Origin of the sequence: Rossellomorea sp. RS05 (assembly GCF_039822645.1) — a bacterium.
In the GTDB taxonomy this organism is placed as follows: Bacteria; Bacillota; Bacilli; order Bacillales; family Bacillaceae_B; genus Rossellomorea; species Rossellomorea marisflavi_B.
Genome location: NZ_JBDKWY010000002.1, coordinates 337,181 through 355,521 on the forward strand (window position 1 = coordinate 337,181; position 18,341 = coordinate 355,521).

Below are 18,341 nucleotides of genomic sequence, written 5' to 3' on the forward strand. Positions count from 1 at the left end.
AGCACCCGTCTGAGGGCCGGGCTGTCCGCACTTTGCTTTGACCTAATGTTTAACACGTACCGTTTTGGCGTCGCGGCTTTCAAGACCGGTATCGGATACAGATGTAACTCCATACGTGTAGAGTCCCTTACCAGGAAGAACGTCTGTGTAGGAATCTTCATCTGCGTAGACGACATCGATGATGTTGGCAGGATCATTATAATCGCCTACACGAGGACCGTCAAACCGGTAGATGACAAACTTTCTTGCAGTGTGTTTCTTATCTTCAATCTCAAGTTTGACACTGCCATGTTTGGATTTCCCTTTTACTTTGGTCGGTTTTTTCGGCAGTTCCCTGTTATTCCAAGGAGTAGGCGGCGTCAAGGCTGTTTCTGTATAGATTTCATTCTTCAGGATATCCGCATATCCCAGGCGATTGTTATAGAGCTGCTGAAGGGAGAAATGCATCTGTCCTTTTGCCGTGCCGTTTTCACGGTTATCCAGTATCTGTTCCGGTAGTTCATACTGGTCGTACCACTGCTGATCGAAGTTGTCACCAACCTTGTAGTCAGCCGTCCCGATATAGAGATGAACGGGGTGCTCATAGGCGTACTCGGTCACTTCATTGCTCCACCAATCGAGGAGGATGGAATAGTTTGCAGCGGCAAAGTCCCGGGACCAGTAGATCTGCGGAGTGATGTAGTCGATGCTGCCGTCTTTGATCCACTGACGCGTATCGGCGTAAAGATCATCGTAATTCGTCTGGCCTGCCGTCGTATCACTTCCAGTTGGGTCCTTGGCAATATTCCTCCAGACGCCAAATGGAGAGATACCGAACTGGACCCATTCCTTCATATCCTTGATGGAAGTATTGATATCTTTGACGAGGACATCGACATTATTCCTGCGCCAGTCTTCGATCGAATCAAAGTCCTTGCCGTATTTCTCGTATGTAGCTTGGTCAGGGAAGTCTTGTCCGGCAATCTTGTACGGATAGAAATAATCATCCATGTGAACGGCTTCAATATCATAATTGGCTACGAGCTCTTCCACGGCCTCGATGAGGTATTCCTGGACCTCAGGTAGACCTGGATCCAGATAGTATTGGCTTCCGTACTTCAGCACCCAGTCAGGGTGAAGCTTTGCCACATTGCCAGAATCAAGGTCGTTAAGCGTCATGCCCGGCATGGTGACACGGTAGGGATTCACCCATGCATGGAGCTCGATTCCCCGTTTGTGGGCTTCTTCAAGCATGATGCCGAGGGGGTCATATCCAGGGTCGGTTCCTTGAGCTTTACCGGTGATGTATTTCGACCATGGGGCAAGATCTGAGGGGTAGAGGGCATCGACGGTCGGTTTCACCTGATAGATGACCGTATTGAATTTCCTTTCTTTAAGATCATCCAGAGTCGATTGAACCCATGACGTGTAGGCGGCTTTGTCCATCCCTGCCTTCATGTCGATATTCTGAACAGTGGCAATCCATGCGGCACGCATCTCATGCTTTGGCTGTGCCGATGCAGAAGCTTGTCCAGCCCACATAGGGGCGAGCAGGGCCAGAAGCAGGATTACGACAATTGCCTTCTTTCCTTTTTTCATAGAACTCCTCCCTTTCTTGTTTCGAATAGCAAACGCTTTCAAAACACTCGGTGAAATAACACTTCACTAATAACTGATAATTCTGTGAAATAATATTTCTAACTTCATTATAGAGGTGGGTAGTTCTGTGGTATATAGTTCCATTAGAGTGAATGGATGCTAGTGAATGCTAGTCGTTTAGTACTACGGTTTGATCTTTAGGAATAGTGGGTAAATAACGTTGATATCCACTTACCTTGGCACGGCCGTGTCCTCCGCTGAGATACCCATTCTCATCGTTCTTCCGAAATCATCCTTGAAGATTGACCTGGAATCACTTTGTAAAACAGTCTGACAAAAAAATTTTTTTTAAAGATATATTTGTATGAAAATTCATCTGTGGACGCGCTTTTTCAGAATGAAAATGTAAACGATTACTTTATTGTCAAATCAAGGTTTTAAAGATTCTGAAAATTAGCGGAAATCCATAGGGTCCGGCTTATTGTACACGACTACTTTTCCAACTATTTTGGTATAAATAGAGGTGGATTTAATGACTAAATTTTTCGTTTTTTCTAAATTTCATGATATACTAACGAAAATCAACTAAATGCATCAGGTGGTATTTATTCAATTTTTATACACATGAGTAGAGGAGGACATTGAATGAAAACGAATCTTCCGGCGGCACAAGGATTATATAACCCCCTTCATGAGCATGAAGCATGCGGGATCGGGATGATTGCCAACATTGATGGAAGCAAATCACATAGTATCGTGCAAAATGCGATCAATATTCTCTGTAACCTAGAGCACCGCGGAGGACAGTCCGCTGATACCAGCACCGGCGATGGTGCTGGTATTCTTACTCAAATCCCCCATCATTTCTTCAAGAAGCAGTGCGAGAAAGAGGACATCTTCCTTCCACGTAAAGGAGAATATGGGGTCGGGATGGTCTTCCTCCCTGAACAATATGAAAAGAGAATGAAAAGCAAAGAGATCTTTGAACGTATCATCGAGGAAGAAGGTCAGGAGGTTCTTGGCTGGAGACCGGTGCCATTGAATGATTCCTTCGTGGGGAAAGTGGCATCGAAGTCCAAACCGTTCATCCGTCAGGTGTTCATCGGTGCTTCCGATGATATGGAGACACGCATGGACTTCGAACGCAAGCTGTATGTGATCCGCAAACGGATTGAAAATGAGGCAGCCAATGTAGAAGGACAGGAAGACGTGTATATCTGCAGTCTATCGTCGACCACCATCGTCTATAAAGGGATGCTGGTGCCTGAGCAGCTGGACTCCTTTTACATCGACCTTAATCACCCTGAATTCCGTTCTGCCCTCGCTCTTGTGCATTCCCGTTTCAGCACGAATACCTTCCCCAGCTGGCAGCGATCGCATCCGAACCGCTATACGATCCACAATGGTGAATTCAATACCCTTCGCGGCAATGTCAATTGGATGAGAGCAAGGGAGAAACTGTGCGAATCCAGTGCATTCAATGACGAAGACCTTAAAAAGATCCTTCCTGTGATCGATGAGACAGGCAGTGATTCCTCCATGTTCGATAACTGCTTCGAATTCCTGCATCTATCGGGACGATCCCTTGCCCACACGGCCATGATGATGGTACCGGAGCCGTGGGAAAATGATGAAACCATCCATCCGAAGAAAAAAGACTTTTATGAATACCACAGCTGTCTCATGGAACCGTGGGATGGGCCTGCTGCCCTTGTATTCACTGACGGCAAGGAAATCGGTGCATGTCTTGACCGTAACGGCCTGCGTCCAGCCAGATACTATGTGACGAAGAACGGCATGATCGTTCTTGGTTCCGAGGTCGGTGCACTGGATATCTTCGCTGATGATATTGTTTATAAAGATCGGCTGCAGCCGGGGAAAATGCTATTAGTGGACCTTGAAAAGGGAAGGATCATACCTGATGAGGAAATCAAGCTGCGTGTTGCGTCCGAACAACCCTATCGCCACTGGCTCGATCAGAATAAATTCAATCTGAGGGATCTACCCGATCCTGTAAGGGAGCCGGAAACGATACCAGAAGAAGAGGTAGTGGTGCAGCAACAGGCTTTCGGTTACACGACCGAGGAACTCAATAAGCTCATCAAGCCGATGGTGCTTGAAGGGAAGGATCCCGTCGGGTCCATGGGGTATGATTCACCCCTCGCCGTCCTTTCGAAGAAACCGCAGCTTCTTTATAACTACTTTAAACAGCTATTCGCACAGGTGACGAATCCGCCGATCGATGCCATCAGGGAGCAGATCATCACCTCTGTCGGAACGACAATCGGTGCCGAAGGGAATCTCGTTGCACCGACACCCGCTAGCTGTCGCCATATCTATCTTGAGACACCGGTCCTTAACGGGACCGAATTTGAAAAACTGCGTCAGCAGCGTGAAGAGGGTTTCAAAGTCGTCACGCTGTCCATCCTTTTCAAGGTGACGGAAGAAGGAGATCTACTGACTCCTACCCTGGAACGCCTCTTCGAACAAGCAGATCAAGCAGTCGAGGAAGGAACGACGCTCCTCATCCTTTCCGATCGAGGTGTCGAAGAGAAGAAGGCTGCAATTCCTGCACTCTTGGCCGTATCCGCGCTGCACCATCATCTCATCCGGAAGGGGACACGTACGAGAGTAAGCCTTCTCCTGGAATCAGGGGAGCCGAGGGAGGTCCATCATTTTGCCACACTCCTCGGCTATGGAGCCGAAGCGATTTATCCTTATCTTGCGTATGAAAGCCTCCACAGTATGATCGGAAACGGTGAAATCAGCGGCAAGACCTTCGACGAAGCTGTCGATAAGTACGTAAAGGCTGCAACGGATGGAGTGGTCAAGGTTCTCTCGAAAATGGGGATATCAACCATTCAGAGCTACAGGGGTGCACAGATCTTTGAAGCCGTTGGTATCCAAAACGAGGTCATTGATCGCTATTTCACCCGTACCCCGTCGAGGCTAGGTGGAATTGGGATCGATCTGATCGAGAAGGAAGTTCTCATGCGCCATAACAAGGCCTATGCCGATCGCAAAGACCCGAATCGGACCCTTGAATCAGGAGATGAATTCCAGTACCGGAACAAGGGAGAGGACCATGCTTACAATCCAAGTACGATCCATACGCTGCAACACGCCTGCCGCTCGAATGATTACGAGCTATTTAAAAAGTATTCGCGCATGCTCACTGACGAGAAGCAACATCTGCAGTCGTTAAGAGGCCTGCTGTCCTTCAAGGATGCGAAATCCATCCCGATTGACGAAGTGGAATCGGTGGAAAGCATCTGCCGCCGCTTCAAGACGGGGGCCATGTCCTTCGGCTCCATCAGTCAGGAAGCCCATGAAGCTTTGGCTATCGCCATGAACCGGATCGGAGGCAGAAGCAACTCCGGCGAAGGCGGGGAACATCCGGAACGCTTCCAGCCAGATGAAAATGGAGACTCCCGCAGAAGCTCCATCAAGCAGGTAGCTTCAGGGAGATTTGGTGTCACCAGTCATTATCTGGTCAACTCAGACGAGATCCAGATCAAGGTTGCCCAAGGGGCGAAGCCGGGAGAAGGAGGTCACCTTCCGGGTAAGAAAGTCTATCCTTGGGTAGCAGAAGTAAGGGGGTCCACCCCTGGAGTGGAGCTTATCTCACCTCCGCCCCATCATGATATCTATTCCATCGAAGACCTTGCCGAGCTCATCTACAATCTGAAGAACGCCAATCCCCGCGCACGCATCAGCGTAAAGCTCGTGTCTGCCGTCGGTGTCGGGACGATTGCTGCCGGGGTAGCCAAAGGAAGGGCCGACGTGGTCCTGATCTCAGGCTATGACGGAGGGACCGGTGCCGCTCCGAGAACGAGCTTGAAGCACACTGGCCTCCCGTGGGAAATCGGTCTTGCAGAAGCCCATCAGACTTTGCTCCTCAATCATCTAAGGGACCGGATCGTCGTGGAAACGGACGGGAAGATGATGACCGGAAGAGATGTGGTCATCGCCTCCTTGCTCGGAGCAGAAGAATATGGATTCTCAACGGCACCACTTGTGGTACTTGGATGCGTGATGATGAGAGTATGCCATATGAATACATGTCCGGTAGGGATTGCCACACAAGATCCTGAACTGAGGAAGAAATATATGGGTGACCCTGAACATGTCGAGAATTTCATGCGCTTTGTGGCTCAGGAAGCAAGGGAGATCATGGCCCAGCTCGGATTTAGGACGATCAATGAGATGATCGGAAGGACCGATGTCCTTGAAGCGAATGAAGCCATCGACCACTGGAAAGGAAAGGGAATCGATTTATCCGCCCTTCTTTATCAGCCTGATGTACCTGCTAAAGTGACTCGGTATGCAACGCGCAAACAAGATCATGAATTGACGAAGACCCTGGATTATCAGGAGCTTATTCCACGCTGCCGGAACGCCATCGATAAAGGTGAAAAAGTAGAGTGGACCACAGCCATCCGGAATATCCACCGTGTTACGGGAACGATGCTCGGAAGTGAAATCACGAAGCGCTACGGCGCGGAGGGACTTCCGGAAGATACAATCCGCCTGACCTTCAAGGGGTCGGCCGGTCAAAGCTTCGGGGCTTTTATCCCAAAAGGCCTTACGTTGAGACTTGTTGGGGACTCCAATGACTTTGTCGGGAAGGGATTATCTGGAGGTAAAATCATCGTTCATCCTGATCCGACGGCTACGTTCATCCCTGAGCGCAATACCATCGTTGGGAACGTATCCTTCTATGGTGCTTCATCAGGGGAGGCTTACATTTATGGTATCGCGGGAGAACGTTTCTGTGTCCGTAACAGCGGTGCCGACGTGGTGGTCGAAGGAGTCGGAGATCACGGATGTGAATACATGACGGGTGGAAAGGTTGTTGTTCTGGGTATGACGGGACGGAACTTTGCTGCCGGAATGTCCGGAGGCGTCGCGTATGTACTGGATGACGATGGAACGTTCCGAAGCCGCTGCAATCAGGAGCTTGTCCATGTGCAACCGCTGTTTGATCCCGAAGAATCGAAAGAATTGTATGAAATGATCGAGCGATATGTCTCGTATACCAATAGTGATAATGGTCGCAAAATCCTTGCAAACTGGGAATCCTATCTATCGAAATTCGTGCGGGTGATCCCGAAATCCTATCTGAAAATGAAAGAACGGATCAGTGAATTCGAAAGCAAGGGCCTTGAGAAATTCGATGCAGAGATGGCCGCATTTGAAGAAGGAACGAAGGAAGAGAAAAAGAAAGTGCTAGAAACAGCGAAGTAGAAAAGGAGGGGGACTCATGGGAAAAGCGACTGGCTTTATGGAATACAGCAGGCAAACATTAAAGGAAAGGCATCCTAGTGAAAGGACGAAGGACTGGGACGACTACACACTCCCCCTATCGGAACAGGAAGTCAGGAATCAGGGAGCGCGCTGCATGGACTGCGGCGTTCCCACCTGTCAATCGGGAATGGAGATCAATGGCTCCACTACAGGCTGTCCGGTCTATCACCTGATCCCCGAATGGAATGATCTCGTATACCAGGGGCAATGGAAGGAAGCGCTGAAGAGGGAGCATCAAATGAATAACTTCCCCGAGTTCACAGGGTTTGCATGCCCGGCACCGTGTGAAGGGGCATGTGTCCTCGGCATCAACGAGCCGCCCGTTGCCATCCGCACGGTAGAACGTTCCATCATCGAGAAGGGATTCCAGGAAGGATGGGTGATCCCTGAGCCGCCGGAGCACCGTACGGGCAAACGGGTTGCTGTCGTCGGTTCCGGTCCTGCCGGGCTTGCATCGGCTGCGCAGCTGAACAAAGCGGGTCATCTAGTGACCGTATTTGAGAAGCATGACCGCGTGGGTGGTCTTCTCACGTACGGGATCCCTGAAATGAAGCTCCCCTATTCTGTAGTGGAGCGCAGGGTCAAGATCCTTGAGGAAGAAGGGATCGACTTTGTGACCAATACAGAAGTCGGGAAGGACTATACCGTCGAACAGCTGCGTGAAAACTTCGATGCCGTCATCCTGTGCGGAGGAGCTGCAGTCCATCGCGATGTACAGGTGGAAGGACGTGCATTGAAGGGCGTCCATTATGCTATGGAATTCCTGCACTCCAACACGAAGAGCCTGTTGGATTCCAATCACGGCGACGGGGAGTATATCTCTGCCGCAGGCAAGAATGTCATTGTGATCGGAGGCGGGGATACGGGTACAGACTGCCTCGCTACTTCTGTACGACACAACTGCAAGAGCCTCACCCAGTTCGACATTTATGACAAGAAAGGCGCCATGCGTGATGAGGTGGGCAATCCGTGGCCGCAGTATCCAGTGATTCACCGGGTTGAATATGGCCAGAAGGAAGCAGAAGAAACATTCGGTACCGACCCCCGCGCGTATGCTGTCATGACGAAGAGATTCGTCGGTGACGAGAATGGGCATATCAAAGAAGTACACACGGTCAATGTGAAACTTCGTTATGATGAAGAAGGCAACAAAATCCGTGAGGAAATCCCGGGAAGTGAAAAGGCGTGGCCAGCTGACCTTGTTCTTCTCGCTATCGGATTCAGTGGTCCTGAACAGGATCTCATCAAGGCCATGGAACTTGAAACGAACCAAAATTCAACCGTGAAGGCGGAATATGGTGACTACAAGACCAATGTGGAAGGCGTATTCGCCGCCGGTGACATGCGACGCGGCCAAAGCCTGATTGTATGGGCGATCAATGAAGGCAGGGAAGCAGCGAGGGAGTGCGACCGCTACCTGATGGGTGCGACCCAACTGCCTTAATAAGAGGGAAAGACTCTTCGGAATATGGAATCCGGAGGGTCTTTTTTTGTGGTGAGAGACCAAAAAACATCCATTCCCCTTTCTTCTAAATTGCACAATCTGCGAATATCGTCTACTATAGGATTTTATGTCCTGTTCGTCTCTTTGTAAGAGGCGGATGCATGGGCAATTTATCATTATGTTCATTTTCCTATAGAATTGCCCCGGTTTATGAAATTATAATGTGTTGAGCATCTTAAAGAAAAAAGGGGGAAATGTGTATGATGAACTATTTGCAGCGAATCGGTAAATCTCTTATGCTACCGGTTGCAGTCCTTCCTGCGGCTGCCATTCTTATGGGAATCGGTTACTGGATTGATTCTGATGGGTGGGGAGGTAATAATCCTTTTGCCGCCTTCTTGATCAAGGGAGGAGAATCGCTGATTAACAACATGGGCTTCCTGTTTGCCATCGGGATTGCCCTCGGAATGACTAAAGTAAAGGATGGATCGGCGGCTCTCAGCGGCTTGGTGGCCTTCCTGATCATTACCACCCTTTTGTCCCCGGATAGCGTGGCCATGCTTCAGGGTGTCGATGTTGATTCGGTCAATATAGCCTTCGGCAAAATCAACAACCAGTTTATCGGGATCCTCTGCGGGATCATAGCGGCTTGGAACTTCAACCGCTTCAGTGAAGTGAAGCTTCCTGATGCCTTCGCCTTCTTCAGTGGCAAGCGGCTTGTGCCGATCATGACGGCCGTTTCTATGCTTGTGGTTTCCGTCATCATGCTTTTCTTGTGGCCGCTCATCTTCTCAGGATTGATTGCCTTCGGGGAGGCCATCAGTTCCCTCAGCTATGTCGGTGCCGGACTCTATGGGTTCTTTAACCGCCTGCTGATTCCGACAGGCCTTCATCACGCGTTGAACGCTGTATTCTGGTTCGACGTCGCGGGAATCAATGATATCGGGAACTTCTGGTCCGGAAAAGGGGATAAAGGCATTACGGGCATGTACATGGCCGGATTCTTCCCGATCATGATGTTCGGTCTTCCGGCTGCGGCGCTTGCCATCTACCATACGGCAAAGCCGGGCAAGAAGAAGCAGATCGGGTCCCTCATGCTTGCGGCTGGTTTTGCATCCTTCTTCACTGGTGTGACAGAGCCCCTTGAGTTTGCCTTCATGTTTGCGGCACCTGTGCTGTTCCTTGTGCATGCGGTGCTTATGGGCTTATCACTTGCAGTAGCGGCGTTCTTCCATTGGACGGCCGGATTTGGTTTCTCGGCAGGGCTTATCGACTTTTTACTGAGTTCAAGACTGCCGATCGCCAATGTGCCCTACATGCTCCTCGTACAGGGAATCGTTTTCGGACTGATCTACTACTTCCTCTTCCGCTTCTTGATTGTGAAGTTCAATCTTAAGACACCTGGAAGGGGAGAAGATGACTTGGAAGAAGCCGTTCAAGAGACGGCTCAGCCTGAGACATCAAAGGAAGATAAGTTCTCAGCTATGGCTACTGAGATCTATGCGGGCCTTGGTGGAGACGAAAATGTGACATCCGTTGATAACTGTGTAACCCGTCTGCGAATCGAAGTGGATAATATGGACGTCGTGGATCAGAACAGGATCAGGCGCACAGGTGTGCCCGGCATACATGTTGTAGGAGAACATAGCATTCAAGTAATCGTCGGTACATCCGTACAATTCGTCGCGGATGAAATCCACAAAATAAGAAAATGATTGGCTGCCCTCCGGATCGTTCAGGATCCGGGGGGTTTTTAGTGACAAGAGGTTTTTCATTTGCTGAAAATGGTCTATACTTTTCACTAACACTAGATTCATAGAAGAATCTGCAATCAACAGGCAGTGCCTGATAGGAGGATCAATATGAAAGAAGCTGATCTGTATCCACCTATACGCAACCATTTCCATTCCCTGGGCTACCGTGTCAACGGAGAGGTGAAGGATTGTGATGTAACGGCCATGAAAGGAGAAGAGCTTATCATCGTGGAGATGAAGCTTTCCCTTACAGTGGATCTTCTCGTCCAGGCCGCCAAGAGGCTCAGACTGACAGATATGGTATACATAGCCGTCCCGAGACCGAAGCGGACGAGATCCAAAAGGTGGAGGGATGCCTGTCACCTGGTGAGAAGGCTGGAGCTAGGCTTGATTACCGTGGCGCCCCATGCCAAGGGGGATAAAATCGAGTTCGTGCATCATCCGGCTCCCTTTGATCGGAAGGCAAGCCTTTCATATGGAAAGAAAAAGCGTGCGCAGCTTGTGAGGGAAATCGAAGGAAGGAGCGCAGATTACAATGTGGGGGGAAGCAATAAGCTGAAGATCATGACGGCTTATAAAGAAAGCTGCATTCACATTGCCGTCCTGCTCGATCGCCATGGCCCCCTTTCACCGAAATCTCTCAAAGAACTCGGGACAGGGGATAAAACCCCACTGATCCTTCAGAAGAATTACTATGGATGGTACGACAGGGTCAAAAGAGGAGTATATGAGCTCACGGATAAAGGGAAGAGGGAAATGCTCGACTACCCGGATCTCCTTGAAACGTATAGCACGGAAGAAGGGTCCACGGATTGATGTCCGGGGTCCTTTTTGATTGTTTCTACCACGCCCTACCCTGACATATACATGTGATGAGACCGAGCAAAAGGGGGTGGCACTGTGAAGAAACGGATGAGGTCCAAGTTGGACAGGATGGCAGAACAACTAGAACAGCGTCAAAATCCTGACGGAAGCTGGACGTTTTGTTTTGAAAACAGCCCCATGACCGATGCGTTCATGATCATTCTTCTCTGTAGCCTGGGTCGAAGGGAAGACCAGTGGGTGGATAAACTTGTGGAGCGTCTCTTCTGTCTGCAAACGAGAGAAGGGACGTGGAAACTGTTCAAGGATGAAGAGGAAGGTAATCTTTCCTCTACAATCGAAGCGTATGTCGCCCTGCGGATGAGCGGAATAAAAGAAAATGATGAGAGGATCACACGTGCTAAGCGTTTCATCCAGGATAACGGCGGTGTAGGAAAAGCTCACTCCCTTACCCGCTTCATGCTGGCGATACTCGGCGGAATGAAGTGGAAAAAGGTTCTTCCGGTCCCGATTGAGTTCGTCCTTATTCCTCCTTCCTCACCCGTGGGATTCTGGGACTTTTCAAGCTATGCGAGGGCCCATATGGCTCCGATCCTGTTATTGAAAAGCCGTGGGTACGCACACGGTCCGCAGGGAATCGCAGGGGAATTGAAGGCGATGAACCGGGAAGGGGAAGAGCGAATACCTGACGGGGAGAGGCACTTCCTGAATAAGATCTCCGGTGCTCTTGGGAGCATGGGAGGACTGTCGTCATCCCTCAAGGAGCGTGCCGAACAGTTCACGCGGGACTATATGCTCGAAAGGATCGAGCCTGACGGGACCTATATGAAATACTTCAGCTCAAGCTTCTTCATGATCTATGCACTCCTGTCCATCGGGTATCGCAAGGATGATCCGTTGATCGAGAAATGCGTTGAAGGATTGAAGGCGATGATCCTTAAGACGGAAAGGGGCTATCATCAACAGAATTCCCCATCCTCCATATGGGACACGGCGTTATTGTCCTATGCCCTTCAGTCGGCGGGGAGATCGGCTGCCGATGGACCCATTCGGAAATCCATACAATTCCTGCAGAAGCATCAGCAATTCCGCTATGGGGATTGGGGAATGGAGTCCCCGGTAGCTCCTGGGGGCTGGGGATTCACCGCGGGTAATACGATTCACCCGGATGTGGACGATACGTCTGCTGCCTTGAGGGCCCTGACATCAACAGCAGCAGACCGGCCTGAGATGCGGGACTCCTGGCAGCGGGGGGTGGACTTCATGGTCGGGATGCAAAATCCTGATGGTGGGTGGCCGGCATTTGAACCGAACAAAACGAATGAGCTTCTCACGCTCTTTCCCATCAACGGAGCAGAAGCAGCGGCCATCGATCCTTCGACGCCCGACCTTACAGGAAGGGCACTTGAGTTCCTAGGCGGATATGCGGGACTGAAGAAGAACCGCAGGGGAATCAAAAAGGGGGTCAGTTGGCTGAAGAAAGCACAGGAGATCGATGGGTCCTGGTACGGGAGATGGGGAGTCTGTTATATCTATGGGACCTGGGCGGCTGTTACGGGCATGAGGGCTGTAGGTGTGCCAGGGGATGACCATCATCTTGTGCTTGCCAAACAGTGGCTAGAAAAAATTCAGCACCGCGGCGGCGGATGGGGAGAATCATGTCTCAGCGATCAAGTGAAACATTATATCCCCTTGTCTAGAGCGACCATATCCCAGACGGCGTGGGCACTGGATGCCTTGATTTCATTGGAGGAGGAACCGACCCCAGCCATTGATACGGGCATGCAGACCCTGCTTGAACTTCTGGAGGAAAAGGATGATTACCCTACCGGTGCCGGCTTACCGGGGAATCTTTATATCCATTATCACAGCTACCAGTGGATCTGGCCCATGGTGACCATCAGCCATTACCTGAAAAAGTATGGATAAGCATATGTACTGCTAAATGAATGGAATCCTGCCATAATAATAGGAATAACTATGGCAGGAGGGAACAAAATGGATAACGTACAGCAAGACCTAAATCGCAGAATCGGTATGGAAGAGAGCTGGTCACCCGCTTTTGCGGAGATACCGGTCCTCCTCGAGGCATTTGCCAAGGCCGTTCCCTTTGAGAACATGGCCATCACAGAAGATCGTCTCACTCCATTCTCTGAACAATCCTTGAAGGAGAAGATCCTGGTTCGTGGCGAGGGAGGATTGTGCTACGACTTGAACGGTCTCTTATACCTCTATCTCAAGGAGGCGGGCTTCAGTGTCACGCTTGTAAGGGGAGTCGTCTATCATCAGGGGAAAGGGGATTTCCATGATATCGGGCGTACCCATGTCCTGATCCTTCTCGAGCATGGAGGAGAAAGCTGGGTAGTGGACGGAGGGTTCGGGGGGAATATCCCGCTGAAACCGGTCCCTCTCACAGGGGAAGTCGTAACGTCTGCAAACGGAGACTTCAGGATAGCAAAGGAAAATACATCCCATGGGGATTATATTCTTCAGATGAAGCTGTCGTATAGGTCCGACGAGTGGCAGAAAGGGTATGCATTCGACACCACAAAACCTGTAACGGATCTAAATGAACTGGCAGAAGTTCAAAAAACAGTATCTGTCCATCCAGAATCCCCTTTCAACCGGTCCCCTCTGTTGACAAAGCGGACCGACACCGGCAGTGTCACCCTTACAAAGGGGTCTATGACGGAGTGGGAGGACGGGCGCTTGAATAAAAAGGATTTGGACGATGATTCCTTCAATGAATACCGAAAGAAAAGATTCAATGTATGATCCAAGGTCATTCTCGTTTGTGATAGACTGAGGGCAAGGAGGTCATCTATCATGTTCGACATATTGCTTGCGATCCTCTTCATCCCTATTTTCCTCTGGACCATCAGGGTTGTTATAAGGAAAAGGAAGGCGCATGGAGTGACCGGTATCAAATCGGCCCTCACACCGATCTGTTTTTTATCCGTCGGGGTTTTGAATATCCTCGCCTTATTATTTGACTTCATCGGTTTGATCAGCTGGGGCCTGTCTGTTGCCTTCCTCCTCATCGGCGCCTATTTCACAAAGTATCAGATGCCGGAAGAGGATGAGGCTGAAGGCCATTATTGAAGACGAATCAAAAAAGAGCCCATTGGGCTCTTTTTTTAGTTGGCAGGTGGTTTCATATCGGACGTAAAATGATTTCCGTACCATTCTTCCTCTTCCGAAATAATGGCCGAGAATCGCAAGCCCCTGCTTTCCTCTCCATTGAAAAAGACGGGAGCAGATCCTTCTGTTACTGCCTCTTCTACATCTGATTGAACTGCCTCCGGCTGGTTGTCCGGTATGAGCATCAGATCAACACGATAGCTGCTCTCATTATCAGGTCTTCTCAGCACTGTAAGCTCCATCTCACCGTTGTCACTGATGACGGCTTCTGAGGTCAGGACCGGTTTGGGATCCGGCTCCACCTGGCCCGCTTCAATCTGCTCGAATGCCTCTTCCTTTGCATACGGTTTCATCTCTACGTTCAGGACGGTTCCTGGCGGTAGGGAGGTTTGACCCCTTAAGATCACCTTGGGGTTATCCACCTGCATGGTGGCTGCAATCAACTCGGAACGATCGGGTACCTGGGTGTCTTCCGGTGCAGCCGCCATTTCATTCCCTGCGGACGCTTCTTGCACTGTTGGGGTAAAGGTAACCCTGCAGCCTGAAAGGAGCATCACGGCAGTGGTAGCAACAATCAACGTTACGTATTTCATATGTGTCACCCTTATTCGTATATTCAGAATAATATTTACAATTCCATTTCAGTATTGTAACATTGTTTTTAGTTTGATTCTACATAAATATGGAAACGAAAAGGGGAGAAGAGATGAAGAGAGTACTGTATACTCCTCTACACTTTATTTTAGTCATTACTGGTTTGTTTTTATTGAGCGGCCTTGGGGCGCTGCTATCCTACGATACTGAGCTTGTCATCAATTTAGGGGACTACGGGGTCAGACTGAAGGAAATCTTCCATCAGATCCTTCATCCAGCCCAGATTGCCATGCCGTGGGGAGAGGGGAATAAGACATACCCCATCACGACCGTATTTTCCAAAACCTACTTTTATTCGTTTTCCATCTTGATTGCGGCATTTTTCGTGGCTGTGGCATTTGCCATCATCATCAGCTATTCCATCATGATGCTACCGGGCAAGGGCTACCGTTTCACCATGAAAATTGTGAATGCCATAGATGCCCTTCCCGATGTATTCATCGTGGTCGGTTTCCAGCTTTTCATCATCTGGCTATTCAAGCAGACGGGTCTATTGGTTTTTGAGATTTACGCATTCGGAGAGGAGAAGATCTACTTCCTTCCGATTCTGTGTCTGTCGCTTCTCCCTGTCGTCTTCCTGGTGAAGCAATTCATCTTCCAGTTGAAAGAAGAAGAAAATAAGCCGTACGTCGAATTTTCCTTTGCCAAGGGGTTCAGGAAGTCCTACACGGTATGGCGGCATATCTTCAGGAACGTATGGATCCACTTCTTCCTTCATTTGAAGCCGATCTTCCTGTTAATGTTGTCGAATTTGTTGATCATTGAGATCCTATTCAACATCAACGGCTTCATGATGACACTCGCAACCGCAGCGATTTCCGTACCGGCAGGCTTTTTTATCGGGCTGCTTCTGATCTTCATACCGTTCTTTATTGTATTCCAACTCGGTTCATGGATCTTGAGCCGTTGGCTCGGGGGTGAACACGCATGAAGCCTTGGATGTTGAAACGACTCGCACTGCCCGTATTGTTCCTGACTGGACTCGTGCTGGCAAGCTTTTTACTTCCTTATGTGAATCCGGACTTTGATGAAAAGACTAAGTACTTGCAGAACGATGAGGGCAGGGTGATTGCAGCCCCTCCTTATTCAATCAGTGAGATGCCGCCGTTCGGAGGGGATGTGCTTGGAAGGAATCTATTCTATCTATTAGTGGCAGGAGCGAAGTATACACTGTTGGCTGCTGTAGCCATTGCGCTGCTGAGAATGCTCTTCGGCTTCCTCTTTGCCTGCGTGTATGCCTTCCTTCCGTCCTTGATCAATCGGATCCTGAAGGGTGTGACGGAAGCGTTTCAGTATATTCCTCTTGTGATCATTGTTTTCATCCTCCTGATTCCCCTTGAAATTGCCTTCTCGGGGGATGTGTTGTCATCAAGTAAATACTTTGCCATCCAGATTGCCGTCATCGCCCTGGTGTCGATTCCTTCTCTCGGAATCTATCTCGGTGAAGAAATGAAGCTGTTCATGAAGAATGACTTTATCGTTGCATCCCAAACCATGGGTGCCAATCGCTTCCATTTGCTGAGACGTCACCTGTTCCCGCAGTTCATGAGGCATTCTGTAGTGCTATTCTCAGAACAGATTGCAGCGGCCCTTGCGCTGATCATTCAGCTGGGCATCATGCTCATGTGTCTCGGTGGATTGAAGATAGCGGACGTCGGAGTCATGACCCAGTCCCTTGTTTATTTTTCCGAGACGAATGAGTGGGGAGCGACCATCGCCATCAATATCAGGGAAGTTTTCAATAGGGTGCATCTTGTGCTCATTCCACTTCTGTTCTTCGCTGTGAGCATCCTGTGTGCCAATTCCATCAGTACAACCTTGAAGAAGGGGCTGGTGGACGGCATCGTTCCATCCATGAAGAAAAGAAGAGTGCGAGATCAAAAGGCAGATAGAGTAGAAATCACGAGTGAATCCTTTACAATGGGTAGTGGAAAATAATTCATTTCGTCAAATCATGAAACTTTTTGGCAGGTCCTTCCGTAGATAGTGGTGTAGGAATATTCCAATCTATTTATGAACCATCAACAGAAAGGGGTTTTATCATGGCAGGATTAACATTGGCAGGGGTGTTCGTCATTCTCATCCCTCTATTGGTCATCGCCGCAATCGCAGGGGTCGGTTATTATTTCTGGATCCGTTTCCGCTATCGTACGGCGAAGTCGAATCAGGCACTTATCATCACGGGACCAAGATTGGGTGATCCGGAAAAAGAAACGAATATATTCACCGATAGTGAAGGACGATCGATGAAAATCATCAGGGGTGGAGGATACAGGCTGCGCCGGTTCCAGACGTCCACTCCTGTAAACCTCACATCATTCCAGCTCAAACTTTCAACGCCACGTGTATATACGAACGGAGGCGTCCCGATCGTGGCAGATGCCGTTGCCATGGTGAAGGTGGCAGATTCACTGAACGGAATCGCCAACTACGCCGAGCAGTTCCTCGGAAAAGATCAGAAGGAAATCGAAGATGAAATCATTGAAGTACTCGGAAGTAATCTCCGTGCCATTTTGTCAAAAATGACGGTTGAGGATATCAATAGCAACCGTGAGAAATTCAATGCTGATGTGCAGGAAATCGCCCAGCAACAGCTTGATCTCATGGGCTTCAAAATCACATCTCTCGGGCTGACAGACATCCGCGATGCGGACGAACAAAATGGATACTTAGAAAATCTTGGGCGTCCAAGGATTGCCGAAGTACGCAAGCTGGCAGAAATCGCCGAGGCCAACACAGAACGTGAAACGCGGATTCACCGTGCCCAGACCGATCAAGAGGCAAAAGAAGAAGAATACAAACGCCAGATCACGATTGCTGAATCCAAGAAGGAAAAGGACATCAAGGATGCTTCCTTCAAGGAAGAAACAGAGCGTGCACGGGCGAAATCAGAGCAGTCCTATGAACTGGAAAGAGCAAAGCTTGCCAAGGAAGTAAAAGAAGAAGAATTGACCCTTCAATTCCTTGAAAGGGAACGTGCCGTAAAACTCGAGGCTGAAGAAACCAAAGTGAGAAAAACCAAGGCCGATGCCGATTACTATGAAACGACTCGTAAAGCGGAAGCCGAAGCGCGCAAAGCTGAAATCGACGGGGAAGCAAAAGCGAAGATCCGCAGGGAAGAAGGATCCGCCGAGGCAGACGTCATCAGGGAGCGCGGTAAGGCCGAAGCAGAATCACGGAAGCTATTGGCAGAAGCGATGGAGAAACACGGCGATGTCATCATCACCGAGAAACTCATCGAGATGCTACCCGTCTTCGCCGAGAAGATTGCACAGCCGCTTAATAATATCGACTCTGTGAAAATCATTGACTCAGGCAACGGCCAGGGTGTCCCGTCTTTCGGGAAAAGCATCACCCGCACCATGCTCGATATGCAGGAACCCTTGAAGGAAATGACAGGGATCGACGTGGGTGACCTCTTGAAATCCTACGCCAATCGGACACAGAAAATCGAAGTCAACCAGCCTGTCGCTTCCCAGCCGAATCACGCGGAAGCAGCGGCTACTAAAGAAACCGACGAAACGGAAGAGAGTCAAGAACCGAAAGAATAATCTCATAAAATCCTTGTCCACAAAAAAATCCGAACGATCATTCGATAGTCTCCAAGATATCGAATGCGTTCGGATTTTTTGTGTCGGATG

The 18,341-nt window shown here is 49.5% G+C and carries 12 protein-coding genes; 10 read left to right on the top strand and 2 right to left on the bottom strand.

The features are described 5' to 3' along the window. Window positions 1–42: 42 nt before the first annotated feature. Window positions 43–1,578, bottom strand: coding sequence for a glycoside hydrolase family 10-like protein (locus tag ABJ225_RS09450; protein ID WP_347319822.1), 1,536 nt, complete (start codon window positions 1,576–1,578; stop codon window positions 43–45). Window positions 1,579–2,223: 645 nt separating this feature from the next. Between ABJ225_RS09450 and gltB the strand changes: the two genes are divergently transcribed. The 7 genes from gltB (at window position 2,224) to ABJ225_RS09485 (ending at window position 14,007) form a co-directional block, all read left to right on the top strand. Next, window positions 2,224–6,825, top strand: a complete 4,602-nt coding sequence (gene gltB / locus ABJ225_RS09455) for a glutamate synthase large subunit (protein WP_347319824.1) — start codon at window positions 2,224–2,226, stop codon at window positions 6,823–6,825. Window positions 6,826–6,841: 16 nt separating this feature from the next. Continuing rightward, complete coding sequence (locus ABJ225_RS09460) at window positions 6,842–8,329, top strand: glutamate synthase subunit beta (protein ID WP_218246916.1); 1,488 nt, start codon at window positions 6,842–6,844, stop codon at window positions 8,327–8,329. A 260-nt stretch (window positions 8,330–8,589) separates the two neighbouring features. Beyond that, complete coding sequence (gene nagE / locus ABJ225_RS09465) at window positions 8,590–10,044, top strand: N-acetylglucosamine-specific PTS transporter subunit IIBC (protein ID WP_347319826.1); 1,455 nt, start codon at window positions 8,590–8,592, stop codon at window positions 10,042–10,044. Between the two features lie 147 nt (window positions 10,045–10,191). Continuing rightward, window positions 10,192–10,899, top strand: coding sequence for a DUF2161 domain-containing phosphodiesterase (locus ABJ225_RS09470; protein ID WP_056534533.1), 708 nt, complete (start codon window positions 10,192–10,194; stop codon window positions 10,897–10,899). Window positions 10,900–10,983: 84 nt separating this feature from the next. Beyond that, window positions 10,984–12,834, top strand: a complete 1,851-nt coding sequence (locus ABJ225_RS09475; protein ID WP_082529645.1) for a terpene cyclase/mutase family protein — start codon at window positions 10,984–10,986, stop codon at window positions 12,832–12,834. Between the two features lie 69 nt (window positions 12,835–12,903). Continuing rightward, a complete protein-coding gene (locus tag ABJ225_RS09480) occupies window positions 12,904–13,680 on the top strand; it encodes an arylamine N-acetyltransferase family protein (RefSeq protein WP_347319829.1) in 777 nt (258 codons plus the stop codon). A 51-nt stretch (window positions 13,681–13,731) separates the two neighbouring features. Continuing rightward, on the top strand, window positions 13,732–14,007 hold the full coding sequence (locus ABJ225_RS09485) for a hypothetical protein (RefSeq protein ID WP_053428043.1): 276 nt from the start codon (window positions 13,732–13,734) through the stop codon (window positions 14,005–14,007). A 35-nt stretch (window positions 14,008–14,042) separates the two neighbouring features. Here the strand turns inward: ABJ225_RS09485 and ABJ225_RS09490 are convergent, their stop codons facing one another. Beyond that, entirely contained in the window at window positions 14,043–14,639 is a 597-nt protein-coding gene (locus tag ABJ225_RS09490; RefSeq protein ID WP_056534537.1) for a hypothetical protein, read from the bottom strand. Window positions 14,640–14,752: 113 nt separating this feature from the next. On the opposite strand from ABJ225_RS09490, the gene ABJ225_RS09495 reads away from it, so the two are divergent. The 3 genes from ABJ225_RS09495 to ABJ225_RS09505 all read left to right on the top strand — a co-directional run bounded on the left by ABJ225_RS09495 (window position 14,753) and on the right by ABJ225_RS09505 (window position 18,251). Continuing rightward, entirely contained in the window at window positions 14,753–15,631 is an 879-nt protein-coding gene (locus tag ABJ225_RS09495) for an ABC transporter permease subunit (RefSeq protein ID WP_347319832.1), read from the top strand. Next, entirely contained in the window at window positions 15,628–16,638 is a 1,011-nt protein-coding gene (locus tag ABJ225_RS09500) for an ABC transporter permease subunit (protein WP_347319834.1), read from the top strand. The genes ABJ225_RS09495 and ABJ225_RS09500 overlap by 4 nt, the downstream gene beginning before the upstream one ends. Before the next feature lie 104 nt (window positions 16,639–16,742). Beyond that, complete coding sequence (locus tag ABJ225_RS09505) at window positions 16,743–18,251, top strand: flotillin family protein (protein WP_218246907.1); 1,509 nt, start codon at window positions 16,743–16,745, stop codon at window positions 18,249–18,251. Window positions 18,252–18,341: the final 90 nt, after the last annotated feature.

Coding starts and splice junctions, on each gene's coding strand:
- ABJ225_RS09450 (WP_347319822.1), bottom strand. CDS start 1,578: ATGAAAAAAGGAAAGAAGGCAATTGTCGTAATCCTGCTTCTGGCCCTG.
- gltB (WP_347319824.1), top strand. CDS start 2,224: ATGAAAACGAATCTTCCGGCGGCACAAGGATTATATAACCCCCTTCAT.
- ABJ225_RS09460 (WP_218246916.1), top strand. CDS start 6,842: ATGGGAAAAGCGACTGGCTTTATGGAATACAGCAGGCAAACATTAAAG.
- nagE (WP_347319826.1), top strand. CDS start 8,590: ATGATGAACTATTTGCAGCGAATCGGTAAATCTCTTATGCTACCGGTT.
- ABJ225_RS09470 (WP_056534533.1), top strand. CDS start 10,192: ATGAAAGAAGCTGATCTGTATCCACCTATACGCAACCATTTCCATTCC.
- ABJ225_RS09480 (WP_347319829.1), top strand. CDS start 12,904: ATGGATAACGTACAGCAAGACCTAAATCGCAGAATCGGTATGGAAGAG.
- ABJ225_RS09485 (WP_053428043.1), top strand. CDS start 13,732: ATGTTCGACATATTGCTTGCGATCCTCTTCATCCCTATTTTCCTCTGG.
- ABJ225_RS09490 (WP_056534537.1), bottom strand. CDS start 14,639: ATGAAATACGTAACGTTGATTGTTGCTACCACTGCCGTGATGCTCCTT.
- ABJ225_RS09495 (WP_347319832.1), top strand. CDS start 14,753: ATGAAGAGAGTACTGTATACTCCTCTACACTTTATTTTAGTCATTACT.
- ABJ225_RS09500 (WP_347319834.1), top strand. CDS start 15,628: ATGAAGCCTTGGATGTTGAAACGACTCGCACTGCCCGTATTGTTCCTG.
- ABJ225_RS09505 (WP_218246907.1), top strand. CDS start 16,743: ATGGCAGGATTAACATTGGCAGGGGTGTTCGTCATTCTCATCCCTCTA.